The sequence below is a fragment of the Actinoplanes sp. NPDC051859 genome (assembly GCF_044452725.1).
Taxonomy (GTDB): Bacteria; Actinomycetota; Actinomycetes; order Mycobacteriales; family Micromonosporaceae; genus Actinoplanes.
In genome coordinates, this window is the sequence record NZ_JBITBX010000004.1 from 446,477 (window position 1) to 467,568 (window position 21,092).

Genomic DNA, 21,092 nt, shown 5'->3' on the forward strand with positions numbered 1-21,092 from the left:
TCCTCCCCCGTTGGTGCCGGTAACGCGGGGAGGATCTTGCGACATCGATCAACGCTGAAGCAAACCCGTGGGCAACAAATTGACCGTTCGGTTGATCACTCGCCGGCGGCGGCCTTCAGGACGGCAGTGACCCGCGCCTCGACCTGTGACTTCACCTGATCTGGACGCTGCGCTTCCACAACGGACACATTGCCCTGCGGGGAGCCTCGACCCACCAGGACAAACTGGGCATTCGGGTAGGTGGCTGCCGCGCCGGCCAGGGCCGCATTCGGGGCCTCACCCGCAGTGAGAATCAGGTCACACTCGCCGCCGGCCAGGGTCGCCAGGAACGTTTTGGCGTTCTCTGCGGTCTGTGGGCCATCGACCTCGAGGAACTGCACCTTGCCGCGGGTGACGAGAGAGGCCTGTTGCATGCCGGCCCAGACCGGCGCCGCCTGGCTGTCGGTGACGCCAACAGCGGGAGTCAGCAGGCAGGCGGTCGCTTCGGTGTAGATCCGCGCCCGCGGGTCCAGTTCGGCTTCCGGCCACCAGATCCAGGTCGCCAGGCCGGCCACGAGGGCACCGGCGACACCGCCGGCGATCAGCCGCTCGCGGCGACCTCCGGGCAGCGTGAAGCGAGGGCCGGCGTGCCGCCCTCGCGCCGAGCCGATGAGCCGCTTGTCCATCCGTCCGCCGAGCATGGCGGGGAGAGTACCGGCAGGGACCGCGTCCGCCAACCGCAGACGCTACTGAACGTGACGGGACCGGCGTCCCGGCAGAAGGTTACTCAGAGTATCCGCCCAGCTGCCCATGGCTCGACTTTATCCGGCCTTGAGGCGACCCCGAGGCCCCGTTGAACTTCCGAAATATCCGCTTCCGTCCTGCTTGCGCCGCCTGAGATGTCTGACATGGCCCAAATGGTCAATCCGCGCCAGCACTTCGGCTCACGACCCTTGTTGCACTCTCTGTAGTCAAATATTGTCCTAATACGTCCAGCGACGCGGCAAGGGTCGCTGGCTTCAAGACACGAACGGTGACGGGAAGAGGTGTGGCAATGACGGCGTCCGACAGCTGGCTCGTGCTGGTCACCGGATACGCGATCCTGCTCGCCTGGCCGGTCTCCACCCTCGCCCTCGTCAGCTTCGCCGTGCGCTACGTGGCTTCCCACCGCAAAGCGCTCGTCTCGAAATCCCTCGAGCACGGCGACGGCACGCCCGAGCACTTCTGGATCATCGTTCCGGCGCTGAACGAAGAGGTCGTGGTCGGTAACACCGTTCGTGCCGCGCTCGGTCTAGGCGGCCCCGGCGGCACGCTCGCCCGGGTGCTGGTGGTCGATGACGGTTCCGACGACCGGACGCCCGAGGTGCTCGCGGCGATCGACCACCCGCGGCTGCAGGTGCTGCGCCGGGAACTGCCCGAAGCGCGCAAGGGCAAGGGCGAGGCGCTGAACGCGGCGTACCGCTACATCTCCGAGCGCACGGCCGAGGCCGGAGTCAGCCCCAGCAAGGTGGTCGTCGGCATCATCGACGGCGACGGGCAGGGCAGCCAGAACATCCTGCTCGAGGTGTCCCGGATGATGCGCGACACGAACATCGGTGCCGTGCAGGTGCAGGTCCGCATTCGCAACCGCGACAAGCTGCTCGGCGCGGTGCAGGACCTCGAATTCGGCGCGATCGTCAACGCCTGTCAGACCCTGCGCGACGCCATCGACACGGTCGGGCTCGGCGGCAACGGACAGTTCACCCGGCTCTCCGGGCTGCAGGCCCTGGGCGATGCGCCTTGGTCCGCCTGCCTGGTCGAGGACCTCGAACTGGGCCTGCGCATGCACCTCGACGGGGTCGGGATCCGCTACACCTCCCGCGCCTCGGTCACCCAGCAGGCCGTCGTCGACCTGAAGCGGCTCACTCGCCAGCGCACCCGCTGGGCGCAGGGCAACCTGCAGTGCGCCGGCTACCTGCGCAAGCTCGCCGTGTCGAAGCGGATCGGGGTCACCTCGCTGATCGAGATGACGCACTACCTGGTCTCGCCCTGGCTCAACGCGCTGGTGACGGTCTTCCTGGTCGGCGGCGTCCTCCTCGCCGCCGGCGGCCTGACGGTCGGCCACCCGATGCCGTACCTGCCGACCTGGTCCCAGCTCGCCTACAGCGGCGAGGTGTGGCTCGGCGTCACCCTGTTCCCCGGCTTCGTCTGGGCGCTGGTGCACCGGCACCGGCTCCGCGACGAAAAGCTTTCCCGGCTGTTCACCGCGGCCGTCGCGTACCCGGTGTTCCTGATCCTGGGCCTGGTGGCGACCTACCGGGCGCTGGGCCGCCAGGCCACCGGCCGGTCGGCCTGGGCCAAGACCGAGCGGCTCGCCGAAGCGCCGCTCGAAGCACCACTGCAAATCCCCGCTCCCGCTCCCAGCACCGCTCCCGCTCCTGTTCCCGTCCCCGCCTGAGGCTCCCCCCTCCTCGAAGTAAGGGCTCCCCCCACATGTCACTGCCCGAAGTGCATCTGATCGGCGGCACCCGTCCCGAAGCCGTCAAGCTCGCCCCGGTGGTTCTCGCCTTCCGCGAGGCCGGCCTGCTCGCCCCGGTCCTGGTGGCAAGCGGCCAGCACCCGACGATGGTCAGCCAGGCGCTCGCCGCCTTCGACCTGACGCCGGACATCACGCTGCAGGTCGAGCGGGGCACCGGCAGCCAGGCCGAGCTGCTCACTGCGATGATCCGGGAGCTCGACGAGCTGTGGGCGGTCCGCACCCCGGCCGCGGTGATCGTCCAGGGCGACACCACCACCAGCCTGGCCGGCGCGCTCGCCGCGTTCTGGCGCCGGATCCCGGTCGTGCACCTCGAAGCCGGACTGCGCTCCGGCGACCTCGACTCGCCGTTCCCCGAGGAGGCCAACCGCCGCCTGGTCGCCCAGGTGTCGGCGCTGCACCTGGCCCCGACCCCGCTGGCCGCGATGAACCTGCTGGACGAAAACATTCCCACCCAGGACGTCCTCATCGCCGGCAACACCGTCGTGGACGCCACGCTCGCCGTCGCCGGCCGCCGGATGCCGTTCGAGAACCCACAGGTCGCGGCCGCCCGCGCCGCCGCCGGGGACCGCCGACTGGTGCTCGTCACCGCGCACCGGCGCGAGTCGTGGGGCGCCCCGCTCGACCGCATCCTCGCCGCGGTCCGCGAGCTGGTCGACAAGTACGCCGACATCGACGTCATCCTGCCCAGCCACCCCAACCCCGCCGTCCGCGCGCAGGTCGAGGCCGGGCTCGCCGGACTGGACCGGGTCACGGTCACCGACCCGCTGCCGTACCCGGACCTGGCCCGGTTGCTGTCCGAGGCCTACCTGGTGCTGACCGACTCGGGCGGCATCCAGGAGGAGGCGCCGTCGTTCCGGGTGCCGGCCCTGGTGCTGCGGGACGTGACCGAGCGGGTCGAGTCGCTGCACGCCGGCTGTGCGCGGCTGGTCGGCTCCGACACCGAACTGATCGTCAAGGAGTCCGCCGAGCTGCTGGACAGCCGGATCCGCCGCGACGCGATGACCGCGGGCGGCAACCCGTACGGCGACGGTCTCGCCGCCCGCCGCACCGCGCAGGCCACCGCCGCCCTGCTCGGACTCGCCGAGAAGCCGTCCCCCATGCCCGCTCTCGAATCCCCCGCCACTGCCACGTACGGAGCGTCCTTCTGATGCGAGTTCCCAAGTTCACCCGCCGCTGGTTCGTCGGCGCCGGCGCCGCTCTCACCGCGACCGCCATGCTCAGCATGGGCGTCGTCACGGCCGACGCGGCGGAGCGCGCTGTCCCGGTCGCTCCGATCGCTGCGAAGTCCGGCAAGGCCGCTCCCGGCGGCGGCAAGGCCAAGACCCTCGTCCTGTACGACACCACGGGCGACTACGGCTGGATGGGTGAGGTCTACGCCACCCAGACCGCCAACCTGACCTCGCACTTCGGCTCGTGGACCGCCTCGCCGGTGATGAACTACAAGTCGAAGGACCTGGACGCGTACTCGGCGGTGGTCTACCTCGGCTCAACCTACGACGAGGCGCTGCCGAAGGCGTTCCTGGACGACGTCGCCGTCACGAAGAAGCCGGTGACCTGGGTCTTCGACAATATCTGGCAGCTCACCTCGCGGCCGGAGTTCGCCGCCGAGCACGGCTTCACCAGCGGTGCGTTCGACGTGACCGACGTGGCCACGGTCGACTACAAGGGTCGCAAGCTCACCCGTGACACCACCAACAAGTCCGGGATCATGAACCTGTCGATCACCGACCCGAGCAAGCTGAAGACGCTGGCAACCGCGGTCCGCGCGGACGGCTCGTCGTTCCCGTGGGCGGTGCAGTCCGGCAACTTCACCTACGTCGGCGAGATCCCGTTCTCGTACGTGACCCACGACGACCGCTACCTGGCCTTCGCCGACCTGCTGTTCGACTCGCTGGGTGACACCGGCGTGGCCCGCGAGCGGCACCGCGCCCTCGCCCGCATCGAGGACGTCGGCCCGGACTCGGACCCGGCCGAGCTGCGCGCCATCGCCGACTACCTGTACGCCGAGAAGGTCCCGTTCAGCGTCGCCGTCTACCCGCGCTTCCGGAACCCGAAGGGCGTGGAGAACAACGGCAAGGCCGAGGACTACACGCTGCTCCAGCGCCCGCAGGTCGTCTCGGCGCTGCGCTACATGCAGCAGCGCGGCGGCACCCTGCTCATGCACGGCTACACGCACCAGAACGGCAACACCGCCAACCCGTACGACGGTATGAGCGCGAACGACTTCGAGTTCTACATGGCGCACGTGGACGCCAAGGACAGCGTCATCTACGACGGCCCGGTCCCCGGCGACTCGGCCGCCTTCGCCGCCAGCAAGATCGCCGCGTCGGGTCTGACCTTCGCCCTCGCCGGTCTGGGCATCCCCAGCACGTTCGAGTTCCCGCACTACGCGGGCAGCGCCGTCGACTACCAGACGGTCAACGCGATCATCGGCAAGCGCTACGACCGGGGCCTGTACTTCCCGGGTGTCCTCACCGGACGCAAGTTCGACTACACCCGCCACTTCGGGCAGTTCTTCCCGTACTCGGTGCGTGACGTCTACGGTTCGGTCATCATCCCGGAGAACATCGGCAACGTCGAGCCGACCGCGTTCAACAACCACCCGGCCCGGCTCCCGTCGGACCTGGTCGCCTCGGCCGAACGCAACCTGGTCGTCCGCGACGGCGTGGCGAGCTTCTTCTACCACCCGTACCTGGGCACGGACTACCTGAAGCAGCTTGTCCCGGGCATCAAGGGCGCCGGTTACACCTTCGTGTCCGGTGACTCGATGGTCGCCAACTGATCGCATTTCATCGGCAGCGGCCGTCGTCCCTGGAGGGCGGCGGCCGCTGTCTCTGCCAAGGAGCTCGCATGCAGACCACCGAGGTGGCCGCCCGGTATTCCGCGTCCTGGATCAGCGGAGACCGCGTCGCGGTGCGCCGGACCATCGCCCCGGACGCCGAAATCGAGTGGAACCTGGACCTCCCGGTGGACGACGAGGAGCTGATCCAGATCCTGCATCGGATCGCCGGCTTCGCCGACTCGATCTCGGTCGTCTCGCAGATCTGCACCGGCGACAGCGCCTCGTTCATCTACGACTGCGCGGCGCCCTTCGGCACGGTCCGGCTTTGCGAGTTTCTCACCGTCACGGGTGACAAGATCAGCGAGATCAGGCACGTGTACGACACCACTGCGCTGCGCCGATACTTCCCGGGCCTGCTCGATGACTGATTTTTTGTCGGTGGCCCGTTCTAGGCTGCGGGCATGGCATACGACTTTCAGGTGACCGTCGACTGCGCCGACCCGCACACTCAGGCGAAGTGGTGGGCCGAGACGCTGGGTTGGCAGGTCGAGCCGCAGGACGAGGGCTTCATCAAGGACATGGTCGCCAAGGGCTTCGCGAAGGAAGACGAAACCCTGGTGTTCGAGGGCAAGCTGGTCTGGAAGACCGGCGCCGCCATCGTCCACGAGGAGAAGCTGCCCAGCGGCAAGCCCCGCCGAGTGCTGTTCAACCATGTGCCGGAGCCGAAGACGGTGAAGGACCGCATTCACCTCGACATCTGGATCGGCGAGGAGCAGCGGCCGCAGGTGCGCGACGAGTTGGTGGCCCGCGGCGCGAAGTTCCTTTACGAGGAGAAGCAGGGGCCGTTCTCGTGGTTCACCATGCAGGACCCGGAAGGCAACGAGTTCTGCATCAGCTGACTTACGGAACTCTTAAGGTAATTGGCAGTCGGCGTTAAGCCCGTCCGCAGCACGATCAACTCCGTTCGTAGCAACCGCGAATCGGAGTTTCCATGGCACGCAAACTGCTCCGCCTGTCCATCTACGCTTCCGCCACGGCGCTCGCCGTCGGCGGCGGCGTGGTCGCCGCGCTGGCGGCGACGAGCCCGAGCACCAAGGCGGCCGGCGGACTCATCGCCACCTTCGCCAAGGACTCCGACTGGGGCACCGGCTACCAGGCCAGATACGTCATCAGGAACACCGGCGGCAGCGCCGTCACGGGCTGGAAGGTGGCGTTCGGCCTGCCGGCCAGCGCGAAGCTCGGCAGCACCTGGGACGCCTCGGTGACCACCGCGGGCGGCACCTCGACGGCGGCGAACCGGGCGTACAACGCGACGATCCCGGCCGGGGCCACCGCCGAGTTCGGCTTCATCGTGGCCGGCAGCGGCGACCCGACCAGCTGCACGATCAACGGCGCGCCGTGTGGCGGCGGCTCAGCACCCACCGCGGTGCCAACGACAGCACCCACCACCACGCCACCCACGACCGCCCCACCGGCGACCAAGCCCCCGACCACGATCGCCCCGCCCACGACACCGCCGACGACCACCGCGCCGCCGTCGAACGGTGGCGGCGGTGACGTGCGCGTCGCCCCGTACGTGGACATGGGTTTGCTCTCGAATGGCAGCACGACCCTCGCCCAGCTGGCCGCGAGCGGCAACGTGAAGTCCTACTCGCTGGCGTTCGTGACCGGGGCGGGCTGCAAGGCCAGCTGGTTCGGGGCGTTCGACCCGCGCAGCGGCAAGTTCCGCGACCAGATCGACGCCCTGCGTGCCGGCGGCGGTGACGTCAGGGTGTCCTTCGGCGGCGCGACCGGTGTCGAGCTTGCTCAGGCCTGCACCGACGTCAAGCAGCTCCAGGCCGAATACCAGGCCGTCGTGTCGGCCTACGACCTGAAGTACATCGACCTGGACGTCGAGGGCGCTGCCTCGGCCGATGCCGCGTCGATCGCCCGTCGCTCGACCGCGCTGGCCGCATTGCAGCGGGCCAACCCCGGCCTCAAGATCTCGCTGACCCTGCCGGTGTTGCCCGAGGGCCTGACCAATGACGGCCTGAACGTGGTGCGGTCGGCGAAGAACGCCGGCGTCGACCTCGATCTGGTCAACATCATGGCGATGGACTACGGCCGGGCCGGTCAGGACTACGGCGACCTGGCGATCCAGGCTGTGAGGTCGACAAAGGACCAGGTGAAGTCGATCTACGGCATCGGCGACGCGGCCGCTTTCCGCAAGGTCGGCGTCACGCCCATGCTGGGGAAGAACGACGACAACGGCACCTTCGACCAGAGCGACGCGAAGGACCTGCTGGCCGCCGCCAACCGTGACAAGCTCGGTTTCGTCTCCTTCTGGGAGGTCAACCGGGACCGGAACGCCTGCTCCGGGGCGCTGTTCCAGTGCACGAACGTGCCGCAGACGCCGTTCGAGTTCAGCAAGATCTTTGCCGGGTTCCGCGGCTGAGCTCCGACCACTCCTCCACCAGCGCGGCGCCGGGAAGCACCCCTCCCGGCGCCGCGTCCTGCCGTCAGCTAGCGAATCCCTTTCCCGCTTCGGCGAGGGAGCGCTGCACCAGTTCGCGCAGGGGGACCTCGTCCGGCGCTGCCAGCCACAGGTGCAGGGCGACGCGCATGGACGTCATGAAGGTGGCCGCGATGAGGCGCTCGCGAAGTCCGGGCGTAACCGCATCGGCGCTGGTCCGCGCCGCGACCGCCGCGGCCAGCTCGCGTTCCAGGGCGGCGAAGGTGCTGGCCTGTTGGGCGGCCAACGCGGGTTGGGTGCGCAGCAACCTGGTCTGCGCCACCCACTGCGGGTCCAACTCGCCGAACTGTTCGTAGAACTGCCGCGCCGCACGGGTCAGGGCCGTCCACGGATCCTCGTCGGCGGGCCGCTCCCACACGATGCCGACCAGCGCGCGGAGCCGCTGGTGGTCACCGTGCAGCAGCGCCTCCTCCTTGTTGGCGAAGTAGTTGGAGAACGTCCGCCGCGAGACCCCGGCGGCGTCGGCCACCGCCTCGACCGTGATCCGGTCCGCACCGTGCGCGATCGCGAGTCGCACCGCAGCTTCGTGCAGCGCCTGCCGGGTGGCTGCCTTCTTGCGCGCCCGCAAACCAGGCTCGGGTACGCGAGCATCAGCCGTCATGTGACCCAGCGTACCTAGCTTCTCATTGGGCAAACTTGCACACTGGGCAAGAGAACCGTTGAGTCCCCTGGCTGGAGGCCGTGCGATGAGCGCACCCGTCACCCCGCGCGCCGGGCAGAGCGCCATGAGCCACCGCGAGATCCTCGAGGCCCTCAGCGGCCTGATGCTCGTGCTCTTCGTCGCGATGGCGAGTGCGACAGTCGTTTCCACCGCCCTGCCCACGATCATGGGGGCGTTGAACGGCAGCCAGACTCAATACACCTGGGTCGTCACCGCCACCCTGCTCACCGCGACCGCCACCACACCCATCTGGGGCAAGCTGGCCGACCTGTTCAGCAAGAAGATGCTGCTCCAGCTCGCCATCGTCGTGTTCGTCCTCGGCTCGATCGTGGCCGGTTTCTCGCAGAGCGCGGGCCAGCTCATCGCCGCCCGGGCGTTCCAGGGCATCGGCATGGGCGGCGTGCAGGCACTCGTGCAGGTCGCGATCGCCGCGATGATCCCGCCCCGCGAACGCGGCCGCTACAACGGCTATCTCGGCGGTGTCCTCGCCCTGGCCACGGTCGGTGGCCCGCTGCTCGGCGGGCTGATCGTCGACACGTCCTGGCTGGGCTGGCGCTGGTGCTTCTTCATCGGCGCCCCGATCGCCGTGGTCGCCCTGGTGGTGCTGCACCGCACCCTGCACCTGCCGGTGCTCCGCCGGGACAACGTGCGGATCGACTACGCCGGGGCGGCGCTCATCGCGGCCGGGGTCAGCATCCTGCTGATCTGGGTCTCGTTCGTCGACCACCAGTTCGGCTGGGTTTCCTGGCAGACCTTCGCCATGGTCGGCGCCAGCCTGGCCCTGCTCGCGGTTGCCGTCCGCGTCGAGGCCCGCGCCGCCGAGCCGGTCGTCCCGCTCAAGATCGTCACCCAGCGCACCACCGCGCTCGCCATCCTGGGCAGCCTCGCCGTCGGCATGGCGATCTATGGCGGCTCGGTCTTCCTCGGGCAGTACTTCCAGGTCGGCCGGGGTTACAGCCCCACCACGGCCGGGCTGCTGACCATTCCACTGATGGCCGGCATGCTGCTCGCGTCGATGATCACGGGCCGCCGGGTCACCCGCAGCGGACGGGTCCGGCCCTCCATCGTGGCGGGCACGGTCGTGCTGGTTGCGGGCTTCGCCATGCTGTCTTTCGTCGACCACCGCACCCCGCTGGCCTACCTCGGCATCGGCATGGCCCTGGTCGGCATCGGCGTGGGCATGTCGATGCAGAACCTGGTGCTCGCGGTGCAGAACACGGTCGCGTTGCGCGACATCGGCGCCGCCAGCTCCACGGTTGCCTTCTTCCGGTCATTGGGTGGCACGATCGGCGTCTCGGTGCTCGGCGCCGTACTCGCCCATCGGGTCACCGACTCGATCAAGGCCCAGCTGCCCACGACTGGCGGCACTACCAGCAGCCTCAATCTCGCGGAGCTGCCCGGCACGGTCCAGCACATCATCCGGGACGCGTACGGCGACGCCACCGGACACATCTTCTTGATCTCGGCAGGCGTGGCCGTGGTGGGCGTGGTCGCGGCGTTGTTCCTCAAGCCGATCACCCTGCGGTCGACGATCGACCTGGCCGCCGCCCGCACCGCAGCCGCCATCCCTGGCAAATCTCCATTAACTGCCGATAACGCCCCGAAGTAGCCGTCTCGGCCCGCACCGGACTGCGCTGACGTACAGGCTGTGCGACCTTGGGCGACAGCGAGATGGATCACGCGCGCGGGGCTGTGACGGCACGCTCACTCACCGCTAACCTTCGGAACCGGGCCGCTGTTGTCCTTCAGTGGGACCGGCGCCGGTCGATGGGACGTGGCGAGTGGAAGGGGTGGGACCGATGGAGACGCGTACGCGTGACGCGGAACAGCTCTCGGCTGCCCTCACCCTGCTCGAAGACCAGTACCTCTTCGACGCCGAGGCCACGTACGACGCCGCTGTCGAATACGAGGCGGAAGCCCGCATCCTCGGCAACGAACACCTCATCACCCGCGCCCACCTCGTCCAGGCCAACATGCTGATGCGCCTCGGCGACGTCGCGGTGGCCGCCCGCGCCATGTGGAAGATCCACCAGTGGGCCACCGACCACCACGACGCCCTCGTGCAGGCGCGCACCCATCTGGTGTGGGGAAACATCCACCGACACCTCGGCGACGCCGCCCAGTCCCTCGAACACTCCGTCCTCGCCGTCGAACTGATGGACGAGACCGCCACCCCGCACATGCAGGTGTGGCACCGGGCCAAGCTCGCCGACGCCCTCGGCGCCTCCGGCTCCATCGACGCCGCCCGGGTGCAGTACGCCAAGTCCGAGGACCTCGCCGTCGAGTTCGACCTGCCCCACCTGCACATGGGCATCCTCAACAACTACGCGTACACGGAGTGGGCTGCCGGTGAGAACGCCCGCGCCCAGGCCGTCGCCCAGCGGCTCCAACGCATCGCCACCGAACACGGCTTCGTCATCGACCCCTCCACCCTCGACACCATCGGCGCCATCGAGATCGACAACGGCCGGTACGCCGAAGCCGAGGAAACCCTGCGGGAAGCCGTCCGCCGCTACCACAGCGGCGGATACGAAGACGCCGACTCCCTCGCCGAGTACATGCTCACCCTCGCCCGCGCCCAGCGCTTCCTTGGCGCCACCGACCGCGCCCAGGCCAGCCTCGACTCGTCCCGCAAGCTCTGCATCGCGCGCAACCTCGGCGACGTCCTCGTCCGGGTGCACCAGGAGCAGGCCGAGCTGCACGCCGCCCGGGGCGAGTTCGCGGAGGCTTTCGGCGTACACAAGGAGTTCTTCGAAGCCCACACCGCGCTGCACTCCTCGCAACGGGAGGCCCAAGCCCGCACCCGGCAGGCGATGTTCGAAACCAGTGAGGCCCGGCAGGAGGCCGAGCTGTTCCGCGAACAGGCCCGCCGCGACTCGCTGACCGGCCTGCGCAACCGCCGCTACCTCGACGAGCAGCTCCCCGAACTGGTGCAGGCCGGCGGCGACCTCGCCGTGGCGATCGTCGACCTCGACCACTTCAAGCTGGTCAACGACCAGCTCTCGCACGACATCGGCGACCAGGTGCTCATCCAGGTCGCCAAGCTGCTCGAAACGGAACTCGCCGCGGTCTCGCCGGACGGCTTCGTCGCCCGAATGGGTGGCGAAGAATTCCTCATCGCGATGCCCGGCTTCGTCGCCGCCCGCGCCGCCGACCACCTCGACGCGATCCGACACACGATCGGCTCCTACGACTGGGCCAGCCTCACCCACGGCCTACCCATCACCGTCAGCATCGGCGTCGCCTGCCTCGACACCACGACACCGACGCAGGCGGCGCTTCTGTCCACAGCAGATCACAATCTGTACGTCGCCAAGCACGCCGGACGAGACCAGGTGGTGTCCGGGCAGGCCCGAGGTGGGCGAACCCGGTCCTACCGGGAGAGTGCGACCGCGGCCTGAGCGGTTCCTCGCCGGCTTTCGTCACCCGACCGCAGCCTCTACTACCGGCGCACTCCGCTGGTCACGCATTCACTGCGCACCATGGACGGCCGCATCTACCAATCCCACCTCCCGACCGGCCTGCCGGGACCGGCACCCGCGAGTCGCGAGCATGCGCGTCAGATCGATAAGATCGGCCAGCCACAAGCCGAGGAGGAACTCATGCAAGGCGTGTCGCTCCGTCCGTTGACTCTCAGCGACGCGGACCAATTGGTGCACCTACTCAGCACCAATCGGAAATTCCTGCACGGCTGGATGCCGGCCGGTGACGAGGGAGCGTCGGACGAGAAGGACCGGGCGTCCGTTCCCGCGATCGTGGCGGAGTGTGCAGCAGGCGGCAAGTGGTTCGGATTCATCGAACTGGACGGGAAACCCGTCGGCGCGCTGAGCATGCGGATCCAGCGTGACCTCACCCAGACCGCGGCCATCGGCTATTGGGTCGCGGAGCAGGTCAATGGTCAGGGGGTCGCGAGTGCGGCGGTCGAAAAGGCCGTCGAAATGGCCTTTGGCGATTTCGGCCTGCACAAGGTGGAGGCTTTCGCTCGGGAGGACAATGTCGGCTCCTGCCGGGTACTGGAGAAGAACGGTTTCCAGCGGGTAGGAGTGTCCCGGAGTCATCAGCACATCGGCGGACGATGGTGGGACATGGCCTGCTTCCAGCGACTCGCGCCCTGGCATGACGGAGTCAGCCGGACTCCGCCTGCCCACTGACTCCCGCCCCTGATGTGTAGGTCGCACCTGACCGGCGTGCCGGTCGGATACGCGAATACTCGCGACCAACGGCGGACAGCCAAGCGATGTCTTCGTCCAGGTCCGCGACAGTCAGTCGCTCCAATTTGCTCGACGTCGGCTCACCATCAACGACTGCACCCTCGGCCTTCGCGTGGATGGCGTCGGACAATTGCACCGCCGCCGCGACAGCTAGCTGTCGCTCAGTATGCTGCGCCTCACCTGTGGGCGTATCAAGGTAGGGCCGCAGTGCCCGCCAAGCATCCCGGATCTCAATGATTCGACGATTGAGCAAGAAGCGCACCTCGGTGGGCTGGAGGTAAGCGCTCCAACGGGTCTTGGTGAACAGCGACACCTGCGGATACGCCTGGCAGAGGTCCCGCCACAGGTCCCCGAGCACGTGGTAGGACCGTAGATCGCGGACCCACCGGGCGACCACCGCCACGTCGACACGAAGCGACGGCAGCAACAATCCGATCACGAGTCCCAGTTCGCCGAGTCGGTTCGAGATCCCGCTGTAGACTTCCCAGTCCATCGGGTCGAGCCCGAAAAAGACAGTCGGCACCGACACAATTCGGTTCACCGAAACCAGCAGATAGAATACGGCCCCTATCGCGGTAAGGCGCAGCGAACGCCGGAGCCATTTGTCGTCGGTCCGGCCGGAATAGGACCAGCAAACATGAATCAAGGCCACCAGGCCGGCACCGAAACTCACCTCATACGCGAGCAGATAGGCGATGACGGCAGGCCGGTGCATGTTGGTCACCAGATAGAAACTGCCGTCCGACTGCACCGCGGCGATTCGCCAAAGTACGGTCATGAGTACGCCGACCACCGCGGCGCAGTACAGGACAAGTCGAACCTTACGTCGCGTGTTGCCTTTTGCGCTGACCCAGTGGATGACGGCAATCAGCAAGCACGGGCCGAACACGCACGCGGCGAGGAGATGCATGATAAGCGTGGAGAGGCTGGGCAACTGAAACCAACGGTTAATGGCCTGGCTAACCTCTCGTACCGCCAGGGTCCAACCGATCGCCTCCGAGGCGAATCCGGCAAGCAAAGCTATCGCTGCCACATTGCGCCGGCGCCGCCCCACCGCACTTGGCAGCTTGTAAAGAGCCGCAGCGAGACAGAGAGCGGCCAGCAGCGGCCGTGTTGCTACCAAGAACTCCATCACTTCTCCGCGCCGACGACCGAACGATTCTAATTTGTTGCGCGGCAATCATACGACACGGCGGCATTCAAGCGATGAGGGCCATTGCCTGACATAAAGCCGCTCGACGAGTGCGGCGGTGGCTTCCATGCACGCTGTGGATTCCTCAGCTCACTGGTGGGATCTCCGCTGAGTGGATGTTCACCAAGATCCTGGCAAATCGCTGCAAATGCGCCGACACTCGATCAGTGCAGCGACCGTTTGATGCGATCAAGAGTGTCATCACAATCACCTGGTCCATCGTCGCTGGCCACAGCTCGGCGGATGCGGTTCTGGATGACTGTCGCCATGGTCTCCGCCTCGAGCTCCTGCACGTCGCTATATCCAGACCGTTGCAAGATGTCGCGCACGAGTGAAGGATCGAGGTCCGGAAAGAGGAGACGCGAGCTTTCCGTGGCGATGCCGACCACGCCTCGGTGGCCATAGATTATGTGGCCGAGTTCATGCGCGATGATGTGGTCTTGGTGGTGCTTGCTCGCCTCGGCTTCATAGATGACAAAGTCAGCGGCCGCAGTGGCAAGCCACATTCCGCAGGGTTCCGACGGCCGCAATGTCATCGGCAAGAGGTGCAACGCAATGCCCCGCCTGCGGCTCAGGGCGGTGGCAAACTCCTGGACGCTGCGGGTGTCGGATATGTCGAGCGATGAAAGCAACGATTCACAGCGGCGACGCAACCGGCCCAGCACAGGCATATCAGGACCGAATCCCAGAGCGAATGCGGCGAAGGCTGCTATTGCTGTACGGATCTTTACTCGGCATCGCCATCAGGCAGGTCTCCTCGGGCGGGCGAGGCGGCCCTCCCGGGTTTGCCTCGTTGCAGACGACTAATCTCCGTCATAATACGTGCCATCGACTTGCGGCCGTCGTCGTCGAGGTCGAGAGCGCGGAGAGCAATATCCCGAATGTCGGCATTTCGCAGCGCGATGGCCAAAGCCAATTGGGAGTCGACCCGCTCGGCGAGGTCATCGTCGAAGAAGTAGGCAGCCGGCACACGAAAGAACGCCGCGAGCGCTTCGAGGTGCCGTTTCGTCGGGTTGTCTCGCTGACCTGAGCGCAGCTGCCATACATAAGTCTTGGAGAACGTGCCCAGCTCGAGTTCGCTGCAGCCCCGCGCCACCTCGTCGTAGGTGTACTCCCGCCCGAGCGGCTGCACTGTGTGGAACAGCCTGTCGAGCTTCTGGGCCAGAGTTGGCCCTTGTTCGCCGGTCGTCATGATGTCGCCTCGCGTCCGCTGTCGTGAACTGAGCTGCCTTCTGTTTACACTAGTTGACGTTCGAGTGGCGCCGCGTCTACTGTGGCATCTCTCGATGATGTTAGCTGCGGTGACCAGGCGACGAACTTGGACATCTGGGCTAACGAGAAGGGTTCACTCCAGGTGCCCGGACCTAGTGGCCAGCGATGACGCGGCCGCCTGACCGGCGTAAGGACCGAGGGACCCTTAGTGACTTCTGTTTGGGGGGAATAGATGTCAGTCCACGCTGCTCTCGGAGCAAGCATGATGCCGTGCTCGATGTCCTCGAGCACCGCATCGACCAGATCGAACGCTACCGGCCGTACCGCAAGCATGTTCCGCTCGAGTTTCTCGCGGTCGCTCCGGGATACGCCGCGAATGAACGCCGCCAGACAGCGGTCTGGTGCAACAAAAGCTTTCCCGATCTCCGCCGGCGTCCCGGGGCCAGCTACGTTCAGCTGGTATTTCATCGGCTTCGACACCCACGACAACGAGGCGCTTTTCCGCCGGGCGGACGGCCAGAGGTCAAACGGCCCGGCCGACTCCCCTGTGGTGCACCTCGCCGCCATCGAGGTGAACCGTCGGTGATCGGCATAGTCGAGTTCGAGGTTCGGCTACCCCGGTCGCAGGTCACCGTGGATCAGCTGTCCACGGCGTCCGGCCTGGGGCTCGCGGACATTCGGACGGTGACGCGCTGCGATAGCTTCCCCGTCCTGTCGCCCGAGGAACCAGTGTGGGAAGCGGCGTGCGATGCAGCCGCCGCGGTGTTGGGTCGTGTCGCAGTGCCGCGTACGGCGATCGACTGTGTCATCTATGCCGGGTCCGGTGTGTGGGATCGGCCGTTCTGGTCTCCCGCGGCCAAGGTTGCGCACGAGCTCGGCATCGATGATGCGCACTGCTTCGAGGTCACGAACTTCTGCAACTCCGGGGCCGCTGCGATCCAACTCGCCTGTGACAAAGTCGAACTCGGTCGAGCCGCGTACGTACTGGTTCTTCTCGGTGACCAACTCAGCCGCATGGTGGATCACCACGATCCGGAGTCCAAAGCACTGTTCAATTTCGGCGACGCGGGCGCCGCCGTCCTGATCGGCGCCAATGGCTGCACATTCGCACACCTGCGCTCGACGATGCGGACCGACCCCAGCTGGGTTGACTACTACTTCGGTGAACCCGGCGACGGACATGTCTTAATCCGCCGGGGAACGCATCGGGCGGGACTCGCGGACGCATATGTGGAGAACTTCGTGGCGCTCACGGACCGGACTTTGCGGGCAGTGCACAGAGGCCGTGACGAGATCGCTTACCTACTCGTCAACCACGGTGACGAGAAGATCCACCGGCGTCTCATGCGCGCACTCGACTTGCCTGACCAGCGCAGTGTCTTCAACTACGACCGACTAGGACACATGGGCGGCGCGGACACCCTCATCGCACTTCAGGACCTCGTGACGACGCGCAAGCTCCGCACCGGCGATCTCATCCTGCTAGCTACGAGTGCGATGGGATTCAGCTGGGGCGTCACCGCATTGGAGTACCAGAGATGAAGATTCTTGTCATACACCAGGTTCCCTACCGCAAGATTCAGTACCACCTAGGAATCGACCACGACCGCCATGACGTCACCTACGTAGGGATGCCGGACCGGATGGCAGACCTACCGGCAGACCTGCCCTGTCGGCGAATCGTCCTCGACGCCGACCAGGACATGGTCGAAGGCATCATCGGCCGGACCTCGCCGTCGGACGGGTACCGCGAGGTCCTAGCGCTGTCCGAATTCGGCATCCTCGAGGCATGGCACGTGCGCCGGCACCTGGGGCTCGACGGCCCCACGTGGGAGCAGTTGCAACTGGTGCGCGACAAGGTCCGGATGAAGCAGGCACTCGCGGCGTCCGATGTGCGCTATCCCAGGTTCGTGCCGGCTCCGGCCAGCATCGCCGACATCCATTGGGACGGCCGAACCGTCATCAAGCCTCGGCAGGGCGCCTCCAGCGAAGGCGTGACGATCCACGACACTGCCGCCGCCGCGTTCACCGCTTACCGGAAGCTCGACGACCGTCTCGACTTTCAGCTCGAGGAGTACATCGAGGGCGAAATTCTGCACGCTGACGGGCTGGTGAGCGACAGCGAGCTCGTCAACGTCGTAGTGAGTCAGTACGTTGGCAGGCCGGTCGACTTCGTGACCGGCGAACCGCTCGGCTCGCACCAGATTCAATGCACGGATCAGCATCGTGAGTTCATCGTCGCGGTGCTAGAGGCGCTGCAGATCGACAATGGCTGCCTGCACCTGGAGTTCTTCGAAACCCCGGACGGCGAGCTAGTTTTCCTCGAGGTGGCTAACCGGATGGGCGGCGCCGGCGTCGTTGACGCGCATCTAAGGCACACGGGAGTCCACCTGCCCACCCACGAGATCGCGATCCGGCTCGGCCTGCCGCGTCCCGAACCGGAGCAGCCCACCGGCCGCTTCCACGGCTGGATGGCTTTTCCCGGCCATCACCTGGACCGCAACCAACATCTGTCGATCGCCGTGCCGCCACATCTGCCCGCGGCTGACTGGGTGGACTTCCTGCACATCAGACAGGGCACTGAGAAGATGCCGGCGCACGTCAGCTACCAGGAGTGGGAGGTTCCCGTCTTCGTAGAGGGCTCCCATTTCGCCTCCGACCGGCTGCGCGCCCATCTAAAGCAGTTCGCGCAGGACGTCGCCGTTCGCATGGTGAGGAAAGCATGAGGACCTATCCGACCGATCTTCTTCTCGCGGTCGAGCACGCCGAGCGCGAACTCACCGATCCCGCCTCCGCGCTTTCGCGGCTGTTCACCCACGCCGGGATGGCGGGCCTATCCGGCCTTCTCCGTTCCAGCACGTTCATGGGTGCCTTGGACCGGCTGTTCGACGGACTGAGCCAATTCCCGTGGCAGCCGCAGGTCGACACCAATGACGTGGTCTGTATCACGCCGGTCGGCTCCATCGTGCTGACTGACCGACGTGCTGGCAACACCCTTCGCGGCCTGCTACTCGCCTGGGCCGTAGGTGACGACGTCATCATCAGGAGCGACCGGGAGGCGTTCTGGCGCCGGCTGGTGGAACTTCTGCGCCGACCCGGTCTGCCACTACCCGCCGCTACCGTGATGGCAGCGGATACCCAGCCCATCCGGGGGGTGCCGATCGTCGTACCAGACGTGGCGCTCGTCATCGACGGCCCGGCGCCCGGCTGGGCCGACGACAATCTGCACGTCATCGCCCGCGGCGTCGACGACGGCTCCTCGATCCGGATCAGAATGAGCGGCGCCGGCCAGCCCGACCTCCTGGCCGAAGACTGCCGCGCCTCCTGGGTACAGCAGCTGTACCGCCGTGAATACTTGCACGGAACCACGCTCGCCGAGGCTCGCTGCGCTGATGCGGAGGGCACCGCCGGTCGGCTCGACGCCAAGCTGCGCTTCCTGATCGAACGTGCCCGCCGCTCACCGTTCTATCGGGACCTGCCGGCAATCAGCGGCCGGGCCGAGCTGCACAGACTGCCGATCCTGGACAAGGCGGCCCTGGACGCACACTCACTGCCCGCTAGTCGCGACCTCAGTAGTGGTGACATGCCGACCGGCGAAGTTCTGCGAAGCGGTGCCTCCAGCGGTCAGCCGCGTTACATCGTCTACTCGCGTACCGACTGGTCCAACATGGTGCGTGAGGCGATCCCCCTGTTCTACGCACTCGGCCTTTCTCCTGGGGACCGCCTTGTCAACACTCTGTTCGGCGGGGGCATGTACGGCGGGCTCACCACCACCATCTCCGAACTGACCCGGATGCCGGTGGAGTGCTACAGCACCGGACAAATCGTCTCGGTCGACGACCTCGTGATGCTCAGCCGTAGTTTCTCGGCCAACGCGATTCTGGGCCAACCGGCTCTGCTGCTTCCGCTATTGCGCGACGCCAAGGCGAAGTTTCCGTCTCTACAATTTGAGAAAGTTATCTACGGCGGTACGCCGATGACCGAGTCCGACAAGGCTTGGTTGCGCGAAGAACTCGGAGCTCGCATCATCGCCAGCATCCTGGCCGCCAACGACGGTGCCCAACTCGGCTACCAGTGCACCGAACTGGGCGGAACCCAGCACCATATTTGCGATGATTACAACCTCATCGAGGTGGTGGACGAAGTCGGTCGGCCCGTCAACGGGGGCGAGCCCGGCCACTTGCTGATCACCGCCATGCAGAAATTCGAAGGACCCCTGATTCGGTACCGGATCGGTGACCGTGGCAGGATTTTCCCGCATCAGTGCCCGTGCGGCGTCAATGGCGATGTCCTCGAATATCTCGGCCGCTCAGACGGCCTGATCAAAGTAAAGGGACGCACATTCTTGCACAGCGAGATTCTCACGGAACTCGACGTGTTCGGTGTTTCTCGGCTGCAGGTGGAAATTCGCACGAAGAACAACCGTGAGGTGGTTACCGCGCACGTCGAGTCAGCGACGGATCTGGATGAGCAGCAGCTGCGAGAACATCTGATGGAGAGGATTGCACCCCTGCGCGAAGAGCCATTCGCGGTAGGTATCGAGGTGTTCGAGTTCTTAGTACGCTGCCATCCGGAAGGCGCATTGATCCGCGACTCCGTCAGTGGGAAGATCAAGACTGTCATCGACGGCCGGCTATCGTGAACGCAATCTTCGCGGACCGCAAGGCCCGCACTATGCTCGCCGCGATTGCATTGTACAGCGTCGGTTTCGGACTGCACCTGCTCGCTCTCGGCCTGCTGATGTACCAATTCACCGGCAGCGCTAAAGCGTTCGCGATGATACTCACTATGCAGGCCGTGGTGGCCGTCTGCGTGCTGCCATTCTGCGGCCCCCTTGTCGATGCGCTCGAATCCCGTCGGGTCTACCTCGTCTGCAGCATCGCGCGGGCCGCAATCGTGGCCCTGATCGCCGGAATTTCCGTCCTGCCGCTCCCGCACCGAGTTCCGCTGATTATTGCGGCCGTACTGGCACTGACCGTGACTGACAACCTGCAGCGAACAGCCCAATTCAAGTTCACCGCGCATCACATTCACGGCGCCAGCCTGGTTCGGTTGAACGGGCTGATCGGCGTGGCCTTTCAGGCCGGCGCGCTAGCCGGGATGGCCCTGCTGGGCGTGATTCTCCTCGTTTCGTCTCCGAGCGTGGCGCTGCTCGTAGACGTTGCGGCGGCGCTGCTCTGTGCGCTCCTGGTCTCCAGGATCCGGGTGCGGAATTCTTCGGAGAACAGCAGCGTCCTGACCTCGGCGCTGTTGTGGTCTGTGCTTACCGGTGCAGGCCAGCAGTGGCTGCAGATGCTCCGCAACTTTCGCAGCGACGCGGTCGTCTTCGGAGCGATTGTTTTGTGCGCCGGCGACTTCCTCTTCGCGAACAGCCTCAGCACTCTGGTGGTCCCGCTCGTCGAGGAATTCTATCAACGCCAAACCTGGTACATCTCGGCGCTGGAGGCGACCTTCGGTGTGGGCATGATCGTTGCCTCGTTCCTTGTCTCGCACACAGTCCGCCAACGCCTGCTGCCGCTATGGATCGGGGCGCAGGCCGCGGCGGCTCTGGTGCTGTCCTACGCCGAACGACCGGCGGTGCAATTCTTCGCTTTCGCGATTGGTGGATTCGCGAACCTCAACAGTTTGACTTGGTTGCTTACGGCACTGCAAAAAAGGGCAGCGGATTCCGACAAGGCCAAGATGGCCACCCTTCGCATGCTCGCTATCGGCTTGGGCACGGCGGCCCTGATGCCAGTTGTCGGGCACGCATCCGAGACGTCCCTGCACCACGGATTTACCGCCATCGCGGTCATCATGGCAGTGTTCGCGCTGGGCAGCTTCTGGGTTGCCCTAGCCTTCCGCACCCCACCCGTGGACGCCGGCGTCGCCGATGCCGACGACCTGGACGACGCGACCGTGAAGTAGGTGCGGTTCAGGCAGGACCACCAGCTGTCCCCCTGACGTAGCGCCATCCGCTGGCACACGGTGCACGCCATGATCGCCGGCGCTCCGAAGACCATCATCGAATCCCTAAGAATTCAAG

The 21,092-nt window shown here is 66.3% G+C and carries 19 protein-coding genes; 14 read left to right on the forward strand and 5 right to left on the reverse strand.

Features of this window, described 5'->3' with window-relative positions:
• Nucleotides 1–95: 95 nt before the first annotated feature.
• Entirely contained in the window at nt 96–680 is a 585-nt protein-coding gene (locus ACIA1L_RS12995) for a hypothetical protein (protein WP_396072847.1), read from the reverse strand.
• Between the two features lie 353 nt (nt 681–1,033).
• On the opposite strand from ACIA1L_RS12995, the gene ACIA1L_RS13000 reads away from it, so the two are divergent.
• The 6 genes from ACIA1L_RS13000 (at nt 1,034) to ACIA1L_RS13025 (ending at nt 7,713) form a co-directional block, all read left to right on the forward strand.
• On the forward strand, nt 1,034–2,416 hold the full coding sequence (locus ACIA1L_RS13000; RefSeq protein ID WP_396072848.1) for a glycosyltransferase family 2 protein: 1,383 nt from the start codon (nt 1,034–1,036) through the stop codon (nt 2,414–2,416).
• Between the two features lie 35 nt (nt 2,417–2,451).
• Nucleotides 2,452–3,645, forward strand: coding sequence for a non-hydrolyzing UDP-N-acetylglucosamine 2-epimerase (wecB, locus tag ACIA1L_RS13005; protein WP_396072849.1), 1,194 nt, complete (start codon nt 2,452–2,454; stop codon nt 3,643–3,645).
• Entirely contained in the window at nt 3,645–5,279 is a 1,635-nt protein-coding gene (locus tag ACIA1L_RS13010) for a DUF2334 domain-containing protein (RefSeq protein ID WP_396072850.1), read from the forward strand. The genes wecB and ACIA1L_RS13010 overlap by 1 nt, the downstream gene beginning before the upstream one ends.
• 68 nt (nt 5,280–5,347) lie before the next feature.
• Nucleotides 5,348–5,707 carry a hypothetical protein gene (locus ACIA1L_RS13015; RefSeq protein WP_396072851.1) on the forward strand — a complete coding sequence of 120 codons (360 nt, stop codon included), beginning with the start codon at nt 5,348–5,350 and terminating at the stop codon, nt 5,705–5,707.
• A 33-nt stretch (nt 5,708–5,740) separates the two neighbouring features.
• Complete coding sequence (locus tag ACIA1L_RS13020; protein WP_396072852.1) at nt 5,741–6,178, forward strand: VOC family protein; 438 nt, start codon at nt 5,741–5,743, stop codon at nt 6,176–6,178.
• Between the two features lie 92 nt (nt 6,179–6,270).
• Nucleotides 6,271–7,713 (forward strand): cellulose binding domain-containing protein, encoded by a 1,443-nt coding sequence (locus ACIA1L_RS13025; protein ID WP_396072853.1) that lies wholly within the window; start codon nt 6,271–6,273, stop codon nt 7,711–7,713.
• A gap of 64 nt (nt 7,714–7,777) precedes the next feature.
• On the opposite strand, the gene ACIA1L_RS13030 is transcribed toward ACIA1L_RS13025, so the two are convergent.
• Nucleotides 7,778–8,392: a TetR/AcrR family transcriptional regulator gene (locus ACIA1L_RS13030; protein ID WP_396072854.1), complete on the reverse strand. Its 615-nt coding sequence runs from the start codon at nt 8,390–8,392 to the stop codon at nt 7,778–7,780.
• 85 nt (nt 8,393–8,477) lie between these two features.
• Between ACIA1L_RS13030 and ACIA1L_RS13035 the strand changes: the two genes are divergently transcribed.
• From ACIA1L_RS13035 to ACIA1L_RS13045, 3 genes are all read left to right on the forward strand, one after another.
• Nucleotides 8,478–10,061, forward strand: coding sequence for an MDR family MFS transporter (locus ACIA1L_RS13035; protein WP_396072855.1), 1,584 nt, complete (start codon nt 8,478–8,480; stop codon nt 10,059–10,061).
• A 190-nt stretch (nt 10,062–10,251) separates the two neighbouring features.
• Nucleotides 10,252–11,853: a diguanylate cyclase gene (locus tag ACIA1L_RS13040; protein ID WP_396072856.1), complete on the forward strand. Its 1,602-nt coding sequence runs from the start codon at nt 10,252–10,254 to the stop codon at nt 11,851–11,853.
• Between the two features lie 81 nt (nt 11,854–11,934).
• Complete coding sequence (locus ACIA1L_RS13045) at nt 11,935–12,603, forward strand: GNAT family N-acetyltransferase (protein WP_396072857.1); 669 nt, start codon at nt 11,935–11,937, stop codon at nt 12,601–12,603.
• Here ACIA1L_RS13045 and ACIA1L_RS13050 read toward each other — a convergent pair.
• The 3 genes from ACIA1L_RS13050 to ACIA1L_RS13060 form a co-directional block, all read right to left on the reverse strand.
• Nucleotides 12,578–13,795, reverse strand: coding sequence for an MAB_1171c family putative transporter (locus ACIA1L_RS13050; protein ID WP_396072858.1), 1,218 nt, complete (start codon nt 13,793–13,795; stop codon nt 12,578–12,580). The genes ACIA1L_RS13045 and ACIA1L_RS13050 overlap by 26 nt on opposite strands.
• Before the next feature lie 224 nt (nt 13,796–14,019).
• Nucleotides 14,020–14,526: a hypothetical protein gene (locus tag ACIA1L_RS13055; RefSeq protein WP_396072859.1), complete on the reverse strand. Its 507-nt coding sequence runs from the start codon at nt 14,524–14,526 to the stop codon at nt 14,020–14,022.
• Nucleotides 14,527–14,582: 56 nt separating this feature from the next.
• Nucleotides 14,583–15,047 (reverse strand): XRE family transcriptional regulator, encoded by a 465-nt coding sequence (locus ACIA1L_RS13060; RefSeq protein WP_396072860.1) that lies wholly within the window; start codon nt 15,045–15,047, stop codon nt 14,583–14,585.
• Between the two features lie 396 nt (nt 15,048–15,443).
• On the opposite strand from ACIA1L_RS13060, the gene ACIA1L_RS13065 reads away from it, so the two are divergent.
• From ACIA1L_RS13065 to ACIA1L_RS13085, 5 genes are read left to right on the forward strand one after another with little or no spacing between them, the layout of a single operon-like run.
• Nucleotides 15,444–15,653 carry a hypothetical protein gene (locus ACIA1L_RS13065; RefSeq protein WP_396072861.1) on the forward strand — a complete coding sequence of 70 codons (210 nt, stop codon included), beginning with the start codon at nt 15,444–15,446 and terminating at the stop codon, nt 15,651–15,653.
• Nucleotides 15,650–16,609, forward strand: coding sequence for a 3-oxoacyl-ACP synthase III family protein (locus ACIA1L_RS13070; RefSeq protein ID WP_396072862.1), 960 nt, complete (start codon nt 15,650–15,652; stop codon nt 16,607–16,609). Before ACIA1L_RS13065 ends, ACIA1L_RS13070 begins: the two co-directional genes overlap by 4 nt.
• Nucleotides 16,606–17,793 (forward strand): acetyl-CoA carboxylase biotin carboxylase subunit family protein, encoded by a 1,188-nt coding sequence (locus tag ACIA1L_RS13075; protein WP_396072863.1) that lies wholly within the window; start codon nt 16,606–16,608, stop codon nt 17,791–17,793. Before ACIA1L_RS13070 ends, ACIA1L_RS13075 begins: the two co-directional genes overlap by 4 nt.
• The gene (locus ACIA1L_RS13080; RefSeq protein ID WP_396072864.1) at nt 17,790–19,709 is read left to right on the forward strand and encodes a phenylacetate--CoA ligase family protein; all 1,920 of its coding nucleotides are present in this window, start codon (nt 17,790–17,792) and stop codon (nt 19,707–19,709) included. The genes ACIA1L_RS13075 and ACIA1L_RS13080 overlap by 4 nt, the downstream gene beginning before the upstream one ends.
• The gene (locus ACIA1L_RS13085; RefSeq protein ID WP_396072865.1) at nt 19,706–20,974 is read left to right on the forward strand and encodes an MFS transporter; all 1,269 of its coding nucleotides are present in this window, start codon (nt 19,706–19,708) and stop codon (nt 20,972–20,974) included. Before ACIA1L_RS13080 ends, ACIA1L_RS13085 begins: the two co-directional genes overlap by 4 nt.
• The last annotated feature ends 118 nt before the right edge of the window (nt 20,975–21,092 follow it).

Excerpts from the sequence above, each read along its gene's own strand:
- ACIA1L_RS12995 (WP_396072847.1), bottom strand. The coding sequence starts at position 680 with ATGCTCGGCGGACGGATGGACAAGCGGCTCATCGGCTCGGCGCGAGGG.
- ACIA1L_RS13000 (WP_396072848.1), top strand. The coding sequence starts at position 1,034 with ATGACGGCGTCCGACAGCTGGCTCGTGCTGGTCACCGGATACGCGATC.
- wecB (WP_396072849.1), top strand. The coding sequence starts at position 2,452 with ATGTCACTGCCCGAAGTGCATCTGATCGGCGGCACCCGTCCCGAAGCC.
- ACIA1L_RS13010 (WP_396072850.1), top strand. The coding sequence starts at position 3,645 with ATGCGAGTTCCCAAGTTCACCCGCCGCTGGTTCGTCGGCGCCGGCGCC.
- ACIA1L_RS13015 (WP_396072851.1), top strand. The coding sequence starts at position 5,348 with ATGCAGACCACCGAGGTGGCCGCCCGGTATTCCGCGTCCTGGATCAGC.
- ACIA1L_RS13020 (WP_396072852.1), top strand. The coding sequence starts at position 5,741 with ATGGCATACGACTTTCAGGTGACCGTCGACTGCGCCGACCCGCACACT.
- ACIA1L_RS13025 (WP_396072853.1), top strand. The coding sequence starts at position 6,271 with ATGGCACGCAAACTGCTCCGCCTGTCCATCTACGCTTCCGCCACGGCG.
- ACIA1L_RS13030 (WP_396072854.1), bottom strand. The coding sequence starts at position 8,392 with ATGACGGCTGATGCTCGCGTACCCGAGCCTGGTTTGCGGGCGCGCAAG.
- ACIA1L_RS13035 (WP_396072855.1), top strand. The coding sequence starts at position 8,478 with ATGAGCGCACCCGTCACCCCGCGCGCCGGGCAGAGCGCCATGAGCCAC.
- ACIA1L_RS13040 (WP_396072856.1), top strand. The coding sequence starts at position 10,252 with ATGGAGACGCGTACGCGTGACGCGGAACAGCTCTCGGCTGCCCTCACC.
- ACIA1L_RS13045 (WP_396072857.1), top strand. The coding sequence starts at position 11,935 with ATGGACGGCCGCATCTACCAATCCCACCTCCCGACCGGCCTGCCGGGA.
- ACIA1L_RS13050 (WP_396072858.1), bottom strand. The coding sequence starts at position 13,795 with ATGGAGTTCTTGGTAGCAACACGGCCGCTGCTGGCCGCTCTCTGTCTC.
- ACIA1L_RS13055 (WP_396072859.1), bottom strand. The coding sequence starts at position 14,526 with ATGCCTGTGCTGGGCCGGTTGCGTCGCCGCTGTGAATCGTTGCTTTCA.
- ACIA1L_RS13060 (WP_396072860.1), bottom strand. The coding sequence starts at position 15,047 with ATGACGACCGGCGAACAAGGGCCAACTCTGGCCCAGAAGCTCGACAGG.
- ACIA1L_RS13065 (WP_396072861.1), top strand. The coding sequence starts at position 15,444 with ATGAACGCCGCCAGACAGCGGTCTGGTGCAACAAAAGCTTTCCCGATC.
- ACIA1L_RS13075 (WP_396072863.1), top strand. The coding sequence starts at position 16,606 with ATGAAGATTCTTGTCATACACCAGGTTCCCTACCGCAAGATTCAGTAC.
- ACIA1L_RS13080 (WP_396072864.1), top strand. The coding sequence starts at position 17,790 with ATGAGGACCTATCCGACCGATCTTCTTCTCGCGGTCGAGCACGCCGAG.